This window comes from Haloferax prahovense DSM 18310 (assembly GCF_000336815.1).
Taxonomy (GTDB): domain Archaea; phylum Halobacteriota; class Halobacteria; order Halobacteriales; family Haloferacaceae; genus Haloferax; species Haloferax prahovense.
On the sequence record NZ_AOLG01000009.1, the window covers coordinates 155,348 to 168,439 of the forward strand.

12 protein-coding genes are annotated in these 13,092 nt (G+C 68.3%); 3 read left to right on the top strand and 9 right to left on the bottom strand.

Features of this window, described 5'->3' with window-relative positions; translation table 11 throughout:
- Positions 1–123 precede the first annotated feature (123 nt).
- Both C457_RS03210 and C457_RS03215 read left to right on the top strand, forming a co-directional pair.
- Entirely contained in the window at positions 124–1,476 is a 1,353-nt protein-coding gene (locus C457_RS03210; protein ID WP_008091917.1) for an SIS domain-containing protein, read from the top strand.
- A 1-nt stretch (position 1,477) separates the two neighbouring features.
- On the top strand, positions 1,478–2,122 hold the full coding sequence (locus C457_RS03215; protein WP_008091918.1) for a class I SAM-dependent methyltransferase: 645 nt from the start codon (positions 1,478–1,480) through the stop codon (positions 2,120–2,122).
- A gap of 18 nt (positions 2,123–2,140) precedes the next feature.
- Here the strand turns inward: C457_RS03215 and C457_RS03220 are convergent, their stop codons facing one another.
- The 9 genes from C457_RS03220 to C457_RS03260 form a co-directional block, all read right to left on the bottom strand.
- A complete protein-coding gene (locus C457_RS03220) occupies positions 2,141–2,689 on the bottom strand; it encodes a DUF7261 family protein (protein WP_008091919.1) in 549 nt (182 codons plus the stop codon).
- A complete protein-coding gene (locus C457_RS03225) occupies positions 2,686–3,159 on the bottom strand; it encodes a DUF7262 family protein (protein ID WP_008091920.1) in 474 nt (157 codons plus the stop codon). The genes C457_RS03220 and C457_RS03225 overlap by 4 nt, the downstream gene beginning before the upstream one ends.
- Positions 3,152–3,859 (bottom strand): DUF7263 family protein, encoded by a 708-nt coding sequence (locus C457_RS03230; RefSeq protein ID WP_008091921.1) that lies wholly within the window; start codon positions 3,857–3,859, stop codon positions 3,152–3,154. Before C457_RS03230 ends, C457_RS03225 begins: the two co-directional genes overlap by 8 nt.
- Complete coding sequence (locus tag C457_RS03235; protein WP_049913364.1) at positions 3,852–4,412, bottom strand: DUF7266 family protein; 561 nt, start codon at positions 4,410–4,412, stop codon at positions 3,852–3,854. Before C457_RS03235 ends, C457_RS03230 begins: the two co-directional genes overlap by 8 nt.
- Positions 4,405–5,118 (bottom strand): DUF7289 family protein, encoded by a 714-nt coding sequence (locus C457_RS03240; RefSeq protein WP_008091923.1) that lies wholly within the window; start codon positions 5,116–5,118, stop codon positions 4,405–4,407. Before C457_RS03240 ends, C457_RS03235 begins: the two co-directional genes overlap by 8 nt.
- Positions 5,115–7,034: a type II secretion system F family protein gene (locus tag C457_RS03245; protein WP_008091924.1), complete on the bottom strand. Its 1,920-nt coding sequence runs from the start codon at positions 7,032–7,034 to the stop codon at positions 5,115–5,117. The genes C457_RS03240 and C457_RS03245 overlap by 4 nt, the downstream gene beginning before the upstream one ends.
- Positions 7,031–9,403 carry a type II/IV secretion system ATPase subunit gene (locus C457_RS03250; RefSeq protein WP_008091926.1) on the bottom strand — a complete coding sequence of 791 codons (2,373 nt, stop codon included), beginning with the start codon at positions 9,401–9,403 and terminating at the stop codon, positions 7,031–7,033. Before C457_RS03250 ends, C457_RS03245 begins: the two co-directional genes overlap by 4 nt.
- A gap of 219 nt (positions 9,404–9,622) precedes the next feature.
- Positions 9,623–11,404, bottom strand: coding sequence for a histidine kinase N-terminal 7TM domain-containing protein (locus C457_RS03255; protein WP_008091928.1), 1,782 nt, complete (start codon positions 11,402–11,404; stop codon positions 9,623–9,625).
- A gap of 114 nt (positions 11,405–11,518) precedes the next feature.
- A complete protein-coding gene (locus tag C457_RS03260; protein ID WP_008091931.1) occupies positions 11,519–12,421 on the bottom strand; it encodes a UbiA family prenyltransferase in 903 nt (300 codons plus the stop codon).
- 151 nt (positions 12,422–12,572) lie between these two features.
- Here C457_RS03260 and C457_RS03265 point away from each other — a divergent pair, with 151 nt between their 5' ends.
- Positions 12,573–13,010 carry a MoaD/ThiS family protein gene (locus C457_RS03265; RefSeq protein WP_008091932.1) on the top strand — a complete coding sequence of 146 codons (438 nt, stop codon included), beginning with the start codon at positions 12,573–12,575 and terminating at the stop codon, positions 13,008–13,010.
- The last annotated feature ends 82 nt before the right edge of the window (positions 13,011–13,092 follow it).

Here is a 13,092-nt window from a genome sequence, read left to right on the forward strand (position 1 = left end):
CGTGTGACATAACTCGCTGCCTTTTGTACTCTCGTATACAGTTTATATGCGTATACAGTAGGGCAAAATCGTATGACATACACGATGACAAGAACTATCTCACCGTTTGACATACCGGCGGTCATGACGAAAGACGAGATACTCCAGGCCCGCGTCTCGAAGCGGGTCAAGAGACAGGTGGACGAGATCGCCCAGCAGAAGAACAAGAAAACGTCCGAATACGTCCGGTCGGTCATCAAGGCGAACCTCACGGACGACAGCGCGTCGGTCAACATCCCGAAGCTGTTCGAAGACGACCTCCGTTCGATTGCGCGCGACACGGGCGAGCGGACGGGCGTGTACGAGGCCATCGAAGCGCAGGTCTGGGAGACCATCGCCGACGACGCCTTCCGACAGGAGGTTCGGCGGCCGGTGTTCGACGCCGACGGCACCGTCACCATCGCCGGGCAGGGGTCCTCGACGTCAGTCGGCTACTGGCTCGCCGACCGCCTCCGCGACCGCGGCATCCGGTCGCAGGTCCGCAGCGGCGTCGAAGCCACCGGGATGCACTCGTCGGCCGACGACACGATCCTCGCCATCTCACGGAGCGGGAAGACTGATTCTATACTCGACCTCTGTTCGAACCAACCGGCGACTGTCGTCGCCGTGACCGACCCGGACAGTCCGCTCGCGGAGCGCGCCGACCACGTCGTTCCGCTTCCGAGCGTCGAAGAGCGAATCGACATCTACGCGACGAAAAGTCTCGTCGCCCAGCTCGCCGTCCTCCAGGTCGTCTTCCTCGACGACTACGTCGACCTCCAGCGGTTTCAGGCGCGGTTCAGGGCGCTCGACGAGTTCGTCGAAGGCCAGTTCAAACAGGGCGACGACGCCGCCGGCCTCTCCGGCCAAAGCGATATTCTCGCGGCCATCGAAGAGCTACAGCGACACAACGACCTCCAGAGCGACCCCATCTTCGGGGCCCTCGGATCACAGCGCGGACTCGGAAACGAGGCACAACTCAAGCTCACGGAGTTCCTCCACGTCCACGCCGAGGCAACAAACCTCCAGAACATCGTCCACCGCCTGGTCAACGTCCTCCACGGCGGTTCGAGCTACCTCGTGACGGCGATTCCGCAACAGGGCTCCGCGACGTACCGCGAGTGGAACGACGTCCTGTTCGGCGACGAAACTTCCGTCTGGAACGTCCTCCAGTCTGCGGACTTCGACCAGAAGGTCCCGCTCATCGCGTTCACGCTGAACGGTGGTCCCGCAGAGCAGGCCGTCCGCGAGCGCTCGCTGTACGGTCGGGACGGGCTCGTCCGACTCGACGCCTACGCCGTCGAACCCGAGGCCCGAGACCTCATCCTCTTCGTGGCGATTCAACTGTTCGCCTACGGGGCTCTCTGCAAGCTCTGGCTCCAGGACCCGGCGCTCCAATCTCGGGTCATCCAGAGCATTTACAATCCGGCCGAGACCAGCGACACGGAGGTGAACTAACGTGCCAAACGACGGCTGGAACGCCGACTACTTCGAGGACGAGTTCGACGAACCGGACCCGTGGGACTTCGATTCTTCGACCTACGAGCAGCGCAAGTACCGCCGCCAGAACCGCGTCGTCGAGAGCCACGTCGGCTCGCCGGAGTCGATTCTGGAGATCGGCTGCGCCGAGGGCGTTCACTCGGAACTCCTCTTAGAACGCTTCCCCGACGCAGACCTCCACGGCATCGACATCTCCGAGGCTGCCGTTGAGCGCGCTCGGGAGCGGACCGATAGCGACCGGGCGACGTTCTTCGCCGGCGAGGCGAGCGCGTATCTCGACTCCCTTGACGAGCAGTTCGACGTCATCGTCTGGAGCGAGACCATCTACTATCTCGGGGACACGATGAGCGTCCCAGAGTTCCACCGGTTTCTCGACGTGGTAGCCGGCCTGCTTTCCCCCGACGGCGTGCTCTGTATGGCGAACATCGTCGGCCAAGACGAGGGGCCGGAAGCGCCGCTCACCGAGGTGCCGATTCTGGACGCCTACAAGACGCTCCTCGCCGCCCGACTGGACCGAGTCCACGAGGCGCGCTACACCGAGCCCAAATCGGAAGACGACGCCGAACACACCTACGAAGTCCTCGGCTACGTGCCGAGCGCCTAACTGCCTTTTCGACCGCGTTCAGTTCGGGCGCACGGCGACCGTCAGGGCCGTCCGCGAGCGCGGCGTCGCGATTCGAACGTCGACGAGAACGGCGACGACGGCCGTCTCTCCCGCGCGCTCTTGGACGACGACGCCGTCGTCGACGACGCAGGGACCGAACTCCCGGTACGGGCCGTCGGGACAGTTCCTGAGCGCCCAGCCGGCGGCCGCGGAGTCGTTCGTCCGCAGCGCGACGCCGCCCTCGCCGGCGTGCGCGCGCTCGACGTTCGCCAGCGCGGGGTCGAGTCGCGAGCGAAAATCCTCGACTGCGACGTCTCTCGCCGCCCAATCGTACCGACCCGCGACGCCGGCGGCCGCCATTTCGACCCCGCCATCGGTCGTCTCAACGACGTCGTCCAGCGGCGGTGGTTCGGTGGTTTCGACCACGCCGGCGAAGCCGAGTTGCGCGTGAACGACGAGGAGCGCGAGCAGGGCCACGGCGACGACCGCACCGGAGACGAGCACCAACTGCCCGCGGTCGTCGTTCGATGTGGTGACGTCGTCATCCGAACTCCCGACACGAGTCACGGGTACCACACCTTCACCGTCGCGGTACAGCGCGGGACCGCGGCGGTCGCACTCCCGACTCGTGCGGTCTCCGGCGGGGGCCTACCGACTGACCCGACGTCGGTTCGGAGCGAGACGAACGCCCCGCTCGGGAGCCCCGCCGAAGCGACCTCGTGAAGCCGCGCTGCACGGGCGTCGAAGTCGCCCGACGAAGCGCAGGCCGAGCCGAGAAGCGTTCCCGTCGCGCCCGCCGGCACGGCCGCCACCAGCGACGCGGCATCTGTCGCCTGTCGCTCCAGCGAGTCCGCCTCGGAAGCCGGCGCGGGCGGCGCGAGTGCGAACCCCGCCGCGACGGCGAGGACGAGCAGGGTCGCGACGGCCGCTTCGACGACCGTCAGCGAGAGTTGTCCTCGGTCTTCCGTCCGGGCGGAGGCGTCGTCCGTACGGCGACAGCTCAACCGCCGCGAACGCTCGCCGTGACGCTCACACATCGACGGTCACCTCGATTCGCACGACCGTCGAATCGAACGCGATTGCGGACGCGTCGACGCTCCCGGACGGGTCGGACTCGGCGGTTTCGACTCGAATCACGGGGCTCGCGCGAGACGATACCTCGACGACGCGTACCCCTTCGATTCCGGTCGGTCGGTGGAGGACGACCCTGTCGCCGACTCGAACCGTCTGAACAGTCGTGTTCGACCCGGGGTTCACGTCGAGTCGAACGCGGTTCGTCCGCCCGTCGAGCGTCGTGGTGGTCTCCTCCGAGAGGTCGACGGTCCCGCCGACGCTCCGTCGACTGACGGCGAGCGCACCGCGGCTGACCGTGTGGCCGCCCGACAGGTCGCCCCGCTCGGCTATCGTCCGGTCATCGACCCGGACGCGGAACGCGACGCCGCGGAGAGACGGAACGGCGGCGGCGAGTTCGGTGGCGTTCGTGTCGTTCGCGAGCGCCAGGTCGATTGCCTCGGCCGCGCTCCCATTGTCGGACGAGACCAGCGGGGATTCCGTGACTAGCGCGTCGGCGGTGCGCTCAGCGCGGTGTTGTTCGAGCGACTCACCGGCCGCGTCCGCGAGGGCCCGGTCGGCGGCGACGACGCCCCCGACCGTGACCGCGGTCACGAGCACGAGCGCCACCGCGAGTCCGGCGAGCGTCGTCTGTGCGCGCGCTGCGGGCCGGTTACGGTCACTCATCAGTCCCTCCCGACACAGGTTCGTTCGTGAGTTCGAGCGTCGCGCCGTCGTCGCCGACGACGACGCGAACGACGCAGTCGTTTCCGCTGTCCCACGCGCCCGAGACGGTCACCGATTCGGGGAGCGTGACCGGGACCTGCCGGTCGAACGCGTCGTTCGGATGGTCGAGGACCAGTGCCGGGGCGGTCGCGTTCGAGCCGCCCCCGAACGTGGCGTTCGGGACGTACACGACGCGATAGGAACTCCCGCGAATCGTTCGCGGGAGGTCAACGTCGGCTCGCCTGGACCCGACGACCGCCGATTCGGGGACGACGGCGGTGGTTTCGACCCGGTCGGTGGCCGTTGCGAGCGTCCGGTCGGCGAGCTCGTGGCCGACCGCGGCGCGGTGGTCGGGAACGACGCCGCCGAGGAGCACGGTGGTCAAGAGTCCGATGAACAGCACGGCGATGGCGGCTTCGAGCGCTTTCCCGACGACGGGGACCACGGCACGGTCGGCGGTGCGGCGGGCAGGTTCGGTCGGTGACGAGGTCGGCCGGCGAGGAGCGTCAGCCACGGTCGACCACCACGGCGAGGTCGTATCGAGCGACGGTGAGCGTTCGGTCGCCGGAGACGACGGCGACGACGCTCTCGGTGCCGTCGCTGTCGAAGTCGGCTCGGCTCGTATCGAACCCGCGGCCCTCGAACGCGCGTTCCCACGCGACCGGGGTCGCTGTCTCGATGGCGACGGCGTAGCCGTCTGTCGGGAGGTCGGTCACGGTTCGCGTCGTTCGCGTTCGAAGCGCTGCACCGCCGCCGAGGCCGCCGCCGTCGGTGGCGTCGGCGGTTAGAACGGGCACCGTGAGAAACGCCGCGTCGCCGGCGAACGACAGCGGGACGGGCGTGACGAGCACGGCGCGGTCGCCGGTTCCGCGGACGACCGCGCCGCCGACGAACGCCACGCGCTGACCGCCGAGGTCGGCGACGTAGCCGTCGGCGTCGTAGGTCCTGTTAGTTCCCGCCTCCGGGATGATTCGGACCGACCTGTTCACTCGCGAGAGGTCGCCGTCGGTGACGCGAATCGGGTAGCTGTCGTTCGCGCCGGCGGCGACGCCGTCCCGGAGCGACGAGAAGCCGTCCGCGGCGGCGTCGGCGTCCGCGGTCGCGATTTGGGCATCCACGAGGCCGCCGACGCTGGCGGTCAAGAGGCCGATGGCGACCACGCCGATGCCGAGCAGGAGCGCGACGCCGACCATGTTCGCCTGCCCGCGGGTCGCGGTCATATCAGTCCCACCCCGGCGTAGACGAGATAGCACGCGACGACGAGAGCGGCGGAGTGTAACAGCGCCTCGTAGCGACCGCGGCTGGCCGTCCCGGAGAACCACCCCGACGCGAGCATCGTCGCCTGGGTGACGACGTACATCCGGTAGCGGTCGCGTTCGAGGTCCACCGCGCCGGCGTTGATGGCGAACGACCCGCCGGTCGAAAGCGTCGAGAGCTGGGCGAAGCCGTCGAAGACGTGGACGTTGACGGCGACGGTGATGCCGACGACGAGGAGCGCGGTCGTCCAGCCAACCGCGACGTAGACGAGCAGTCCCGACCGGAGCGCGCGCTTTTCGTGGTAGAGGCGGCCGATTTCGGTCTGGAGCGTGTCGAAGACGGTTCCCGTGTCGCTGCCGCCGTCGAGCGCGCCGACGACGAGGCCGATGGTCTGTTCGGCCATGGGCGTCCCGACGCGGTCGACGAACCGAGCCAACGCGGCCGTTCGGAGGTTCACGTCGGTCCCGGAACTCGGTGCGGTGAACCGGAGGTTGAGCGCGAGGTCGGCCACGTCCGAATCGAGCGGGCCGAGGTCCACGTCGCGGCCGACGCGCTCGACCGCGTCACCGAAGGGTCGCCCGAGACTGACGTGTCCCGAGACGGCGTGGACGAAGTCCTTCAACTCGCGGTCCTTCGCGTCGTCGAGGCGGGCGCGGCGGACGCCGACGAGTCCGACCGGGGCCGCGTAGGCGACGTAGCCGACGAGCGCGACACCGACGGCGTCAGCGCCGGCGAGGGCCGCGACGCCGGCCACGACGAGCCCCGGAAAGACGAAGACGACGGCCGCGCTGGCCGGGTTCCAGAGCGCCGAGTCGAGGACGCGGAACGCGCCGGTCGGCCGGTCGTACTCGACCGATTGGTCCGGCGGTCGGAGCCCGGCGACGAGCACGCTCGCGCCGAGACCGACGCCGAGGATGAACGCGGCGCTCGCGTAGACGACGATGCCGCGGGTGGTCGTCTGTCCGAGCGGCGTGACCACCGGCGCGGAGAGGCCGGGCGCGATGACGCTCATCACCGTGAGGACGATGACGAGCAGCGACGGGAGCACGAGGAGGACGATGAACAGTTCGGCGAGCAGTTCGAGGAAGCCCTCGGCGCGCTCGCGGGCGCGGTCCTGCCGGTGGCCGAGCATCCGGCTCTCCATCCGCAGGTAGTTCCGGAGCGCGTCGTCGCCCTGTCCGGCGTGCTCGCGGAACTTCAAGAGGAAGGGCGCGAGCATCCCCTCGGAGGGCGTGTCGCGGGCGACGCGCCGCAGGCCCTCGTTCACGTTGCCGGTCAGCGAGGCGGTGTTGAGGACGCCACGGAAGGCGACGGCCGTCTCGCCGTAGGCGTCGGTCTCGGCGACGCGCCGGAGCATCTCGCGGGGGCCGTCGCTCCCCGACGAGAGGACGTGCAGGTAGCGGACCGCGCCGGGCAGGGTTCGCTCGATGTTCTCCCGCCGGGCGGTCGCTCGCCAGCCGAGGTACCGCCCGGCGACGGCGAGAACGACGCGTCGCGTCGCTACTGCCGCCCCGAGGGCGAACAGCCCGGCCACGGGGAGTCGGGGAACGACGGGTACTGGGACGTATTCGAGAGGTGGAAGCGCCGCGCGGAGGACGGAGAGTGCGGCATCTATCGCCGAGTCGGGTACCGCGAGGAAGACGAGCACCGTCGGGAATGCGACGAACAGTCCGACCGCCCACGCGAGGCCGTAGGCGCGAGCGAGGTAGAGGTCGAAGCTCATCCGCATGTCGGTACCGCGGTAGCGGCGGCGGTCTCGGTCGTGTCGGGTGGCGTCGACGTGGCGGGCGAACAGCGCGTACAGCGCCCTGTCGAGGACCGAAAGCGAGCGAACGCGGCCGACCCGGCGCTCTTCGAGTCCGGCGTCGAATCCGGTCACGGGTCGACCTCGCCGTCAGCGTCGGAGTCGACCCCCCGCGTGTCGTCGGCGCTGTCTCCACCGTCGGCGCTATCTCTGCCGTCAGCGGTCCGCTCGGCCATCCGCCGGCGGACGCGCTCGACCGTTGCGGCTTCGTCGGTTCGGAGGTCCGAGAGGAAGCCGAACAACCGGTCCACGTCGGTCACCTGCTCGCGGACGAGGTATTCAACGTAGCGGTGCTTCCGGTGGAACTCGCGCTCGACGGCCTCCACGTCGCGGTCTGTGGCCTCGGCGATGCGGTGGAACAATCGGATGCCGGCGCGTCGGTGGTCGTCGCCCAACTGCGGGTGCTCGTACGAGAGGTCGAACGAACCGTCCGGCGTTCGCCGGCCGACCGTGTTCCAGTGGAGCGTCCGCCCGTCTTTCTCGACGACGCCGCGGCGACCCCACGTCTCGTCGTACTCCGACTCGGGGACGAGTTCGACCACCTCGGAGACGTACCGCTCGCCGTCGACCTTGTGCGGGAAGACGACGAGGTCGAGTTCGCGGAGGAGGTACGGCGGGAGGCCCTGCTCGATGACGCGATTGACGAGCGTCTCGACGTCGGCGGCGTGAGTCGTGCCGATGACGCCGTGGCCGGTGTTGAGCGTCTCGGCGAACGTGGCGAACGACTCGGGCGTGTTGATTTCGGCGATGACCTCCACGTCGGGGTTGAGGTAGTTCGCCTCGGTCATCAGGTCGGCCATCGAGACGCGCTTGAACTCGGACTCGTGGTCGCGGGTCGTCAGGGAGATGCCCGTCTCGTGGGGGAGATGCACCTCGCGAGAACCCTCGTCGATGCTGATGGGCCGGTGGTCGTAGGGCACGAACGGCATGCACGCGTTCATCAACGTCGTTTTTCCAACCCCCGTCGAGCCCGAAAAGAGGACGACACGATGGTGCTCGTAACAGAGCCACAGCAGGGTGACGAGTTCGGTCGAGACCGAACCGCTTTCGACGAGGTCGACCGGCGTGAGCACGTCGCCAGTCTGTTTCCGAATCGAGACGTGCGGGCCGCCCTCGGAGATGACGGGGAGGGCGACGGCGCAGCGAATCGTCTCGTCGGTGTCGGCCGACGCGGGGTCGCCGCCGACCGCTCCGGGTCGGAGGTTCACCTTCGCGCTCGGGTTCGAGGCGTTCAACTCCACGCCGTCGGCGGCGGCGAGTTGGGTGACGACGTTCGTGAACTCGGTCTCGTCTTCGAAGACGAGGTTCGTCGGCACCCGCAGGCCGCCGCGGCCAGTCACGTCCGCCCGCGGAATGACTTTGACCCGTTCGCCGACCCGGTTGGCCTCTACGTCTTCGAGGTGGGGGTCGCGGATGGGAACGGTGAGGACGCCCTCGCCGACGTAGTCGCGGAGGACGTAGTAGACGAGGTCGTCGAGGCGGTCCTCGGCGAACCGGCGGTCGACCGGCGGGAGCGCGAGGCCGTACTCCGAGAGCGCGGCGCGGACGCGGAATCGCGTCGCGTCGACCCACGCGCGGGTGTTGCGAGCGGTGAGTCGCCGCGAGAGGAACTCGCGGGCGCGGTCGCGGACGAAGTCGATGCGGTCTGCGACCACGTCGTCGACGTTCGCCTCCCAGATTCGCTCCTTGCACTCCTCGATGAGTTCGGCGTCGCCGGGCACGAGGTCCGGTTCGAGGACGGCGTACTTCGTGGCGAAGTGGTCGTCGCCGAGGAGCCGGTCCCGGTAGACGACCACGTCCACGTCGTAGCCTGCGAACGGGACGGTGTAGTGAGCGACCCGCTCGGCGGCGATGCGGTCCGCGAACCTCACGTCGGAGTCGAAGTCGGTCGCCGCCGGTGCGAAGGCCTCGGTGTGGACGACCAACCGCTCGGAGCCGTCGCCGCGGCCGGCGTCGACGACCTCGATTCGCTCGTCGAGCGCCAGCGGCGTGACTTCGCCGAGGAGCCGTAGCTCGGACAGCGCGTGGTGTTCGACGCGTCTGCGGGCGCTCGGCGTCAGGTCGAGCAGGCGGTCGAAGATGCGGCGGTACTTCGGCGAGAGGCCGGTCTCCGCGCGAGCGGCCGCGCCCTCGCGAGTGAGCGGCCGTCGGCGGACGACGGTCGAGAAGTGGTCGCGGACGGTCGCCAACGCATCGGCTTCACGCGCGCCGAGCGTCGGCTCTCGGACCGCGTAGTCGAAGCCGTGGTCCGCGTCGCTGATGGTGACGACGGTGTCCGGGGCCACTTCGTACTGCGACCGGACGGTCGGCGCGTACCACGCGTTCGGGTCGTCCGGGGGGACGGGCGCTGGGACCGCGCCCGCCGCCGCGGGAGCCGAGGCGGCACCGAATTCGAGGGTCGGAGTGGGCCGCTCCGACCCGTTGTTATCGCCTTGGGTAGGCATACACCGTGGCTTGCCGAGTATTCATATTTAAGAATTTACTGCGTCCGACCACCGATGTTGGATGCGAAGAAACCGACGAATTCGAGACTCTCCGGGCAGATATGCCGATTCGAGCATTACAGATGCCTCATTAATAATTGAAAATTTGACTAATAATGGCCTCAGAAATTATCAAATTTGGAATCGAGCGCGACCGGTCACGGTTTGTCCGGACGCACACTACTCACCCCGCAACGCCGGAATCCGAAGCACCACTTCCGTCCCACCTACGTCGTGGGAGTGGAACGCGACGGTGCCGCCGAGTTGGTCGACGCCCCACTTCACCAGCCAGAGCCCGAGGCCGCTGGCGTGTCTGAGTTGCGTCTCGCCGTGGGCGTCGATGGCGGCGAGTTCGCTCGCGTTGATGCCGGGGCCGTCGTCTTCGACGCGAATCACGAGTTCGCGTTCGTCCGCGGTCGCCGTCACGGAGACGACCGGCGTCGACGACGGGTTGTGCTGGACGCCGTTCTCGACGAGTTCGCGAACGATGGGTTCGAGCGTGGGCGCGCAGACGATTTCGGGGTCGGGAAGCGACGAGAGCCGGATGTTCGCACCGGGGGAGTCGGCTCGGACGGCGTCGGCGGCGGCCCGTATCTGGACGGCCGCGGGGAGCAGGCGGATGTCGCCGCTCCCGTCGTTATCGCGGGCCACGCCGAGTTTCCGCGCCTTCTGGCTGATGTTGACGAGCGTCGACGCGTGGTCGTGGAGGGTTTGGGCGTGGTCCCGCGCGTCGTCGAGTTCGCCGCCGTCGATGTCGTCCAAGACGAGGTTCGCGTAGCCTTCGAGGAGGTTCGCCTCAGTCCGGAGGTTGTGCCGGAGGACGCGGTTCATCACCTCGAGTTGCTGGAGGTTCAGTCGGCGGTCGGTCACGTCGCGGAAGACGAGCGCGTGGCCGATGTCGCGACCGTGGTGGTCGGTGAAGGCGCTCGTCCGAAGTTCGAAGTACCGCTGGCCCGACCCGAGTCTGACCGTAATCTGGTCTGTGTCCCGCTGGTCGGGCGAGAATTCCTCGATGACGTCGCCGATGGGCCGGCCCTTGAGTTCGGCGTTGTCGTCGCCGAGAATCCGCGCGGCCGACTGGTTCACGTCGGTGACGCGCCACTTCGTGTCGGTGATGAGCACCGCGTCGGCCATCGTCTCGACCACGCGTTCGCGGGCGACCCACCGAGGGACCGGTCGGGCTTCGAGGAGTTCGTAGCGGCTGATGGCGACGGTACAGGCGAGTCCCGCGAACGCGAACGCCGCGGGAGTCATGTCGATGGCCGGGCCGTAGAGTTCGAGGAGCGTCGTGGCGGCGTTTCCGAGGACGGGCATCAGCGCCCCGACGATGAGGGTCGCCGCCTGCAGTCGGTAAATCGTCGGCATGTCGAGCGCCGTCCGCAAGATGGCGGCCGAGCCGGCGAGCCACAGCAAGTAGCTGTACCCCAACACGACCCAGTACAGCGGCCCCCACTCGGTCTGGAGGACGGTAATCGTCCGGCCGACGGCGGGGACGACCGTCACGCTGCCCCACATCAGGTGATGCAGGGGATTGGTCCACACGGCGACGAGGCTGGCTAGCGGGAGCACAGAGAGCGCGAGGAGCGACGCCGGTGCGGTGTAGCGGTCTCGCCCGGCGTAGGAAAACGAAAACAGAAACCACGCGAGCGGGGCCGCGAGGACGCCGATCCACTGGAGGTTCGCGAGCGCGAGCTTGAGCGTCAGGTCCTCGACGAGGAGTTCCAAGAGGTAGCCTGCCGACCACCACCCGCTGGCGAGGCCGAACGCGACCAGCCCGGTCGAACCGGGCGTCGGCCGTCGCCGCCACGCGAACAGGACGACGTAGCCACTTATCACTGCGGTGAGTATCATCAGCCCCACGATGACGACGACGAGCGGCACCGGTTGCGTGAGGAAATTCGCACCGGCGGTTCCCCCGAACACCAACTGCTCGAACGTGGCCCACCCGATGTTCGGAATCACTATCCAGATAGTTATTCATCGAGTGACAAAAGGGTATTCGAGAATTCGGGGTGGCCGCCTCGGGTCGACAGCTACGCCGGCGTCACTCCGCACGGGCGCTCGGTCCGGTGTGCGTCACACGAACGCACCGGCGGGACCGGCAACCGAAGCGACGACCGCGACGCCGACGGCCATCAGTACGCCCTCGCCGTCACGGAGCGTACAGAGTCGTTCGACCGACCGGTCCGACCCGGTGAGCGCGTGGGTAATCCACGTCGAATAGGCGACCGACGGAAGGAGCGCGACCGGAGCCCACGCGGGGACGACGCCGACCCACGACGCCGCCCAGACGAGTCCGAGCGAGACGAGTTCCAGTCCGTAGAGGCCCAGTTGCGTGCGGCGGACACCGACGACCGTCGGCAGGGTCTCGATGCCGTTCCGGGCGTCGCCCGTCACGTCACGGACGTTGTGGACTTCGACCGAGATGGCCGAGCGGAAGAAGAACCACAGCGCCGCGACGGCCGCGCCGGCCGCGCCGGCGGCGTACTCGGGTGCCGTCGCGGCGACCGCGAGCGGGATGAACGCGACGGGGACCGCCCACGCGAGCGACACCGTCGCGGTGTTGACGAGAAAGACGTCCTTGAGTCGGTCGACAGACGACAGCGGGACGAGCGGGACGCTGTAGAACGCCGCGACGACGCCCGGAAACAGCGTCAGCCCGAGGGCGTAGACGCCGCCGTGCCGGACGGCGAGCCAGATCGCGACGGCGACGGCGACCACCGAGCACGCGGCGTACACCTGCGGGTGGGACGCCACGAAGGCGGTCCGCTCCGCGTAGTTCTCGGCGTCGGCGTCGAGGTCGGCGAGTTTGTCGAAGTTGTACACGCCGACGGTGATGAGAAAGCCGACGACGAGGGCGGCGTTCGGCGCGATTCCGGCGAGTGCGGACGCGACGAACACCTCGGCGATGGTCGACGCGCCGAGGAATACTGAGCTATGGACGACTGCACTGTACAGGCGGGGGGGGACGATTCGCATTGCGCCTTCGTGTCGTGGCGCGAGCGGATTAGTTGTGAGCCAGACAACAGTTCGGCGCAGTAGTCTAGTCTGGTCTGATCTGGCCTAGTCTGCGGCGCGTCCGAACGTGTTCGGGGCCTCGCTCATCCGGATTCGGTGCGTATCGAGACGCATGGAGACACGGACTGCCGAGCGGGCGGAACGGAGAGAGACGGGAGCGACAGATGCGGCGTCGGAGACGGCCGAGACGGTGACGACGACGGTCGAGGTCAAACTGACCGGACACGTCAGGTCGGCCGCGGGCACGCATCAGGTCGAGTTCACCTTCGAGGGCGAGACGCTCCGGGCGTTCCTCGACGCGTTCTTCGCGGCGTACGACGTGCGCGACCTCGTCATCGCGGAGCGCGAGGCGGACGCGACGACGCGGGGGTGGGCGCGAGTGGAGCGACCCCCGGGCACGTGGCGAAAGAACCCCGAAGGAGAGCAGACGCGCCCCTACGCTCGCGTCCTCGTCAACGGCGTGTTCAACGAGATCCTCGACGGCTTCGACACGCGGCTCGAAGACGGCGACCGCGTCGCGCTGATGAAGCCGTTTCTGTTCTGTCTGTGAGCGGGGCGTCTGCGTGGTCGGTCTCATCGGCCGTGACCGCGAATTCCTCCAGTCCGACCGCCGCAGGACTAACGTCCCCCGC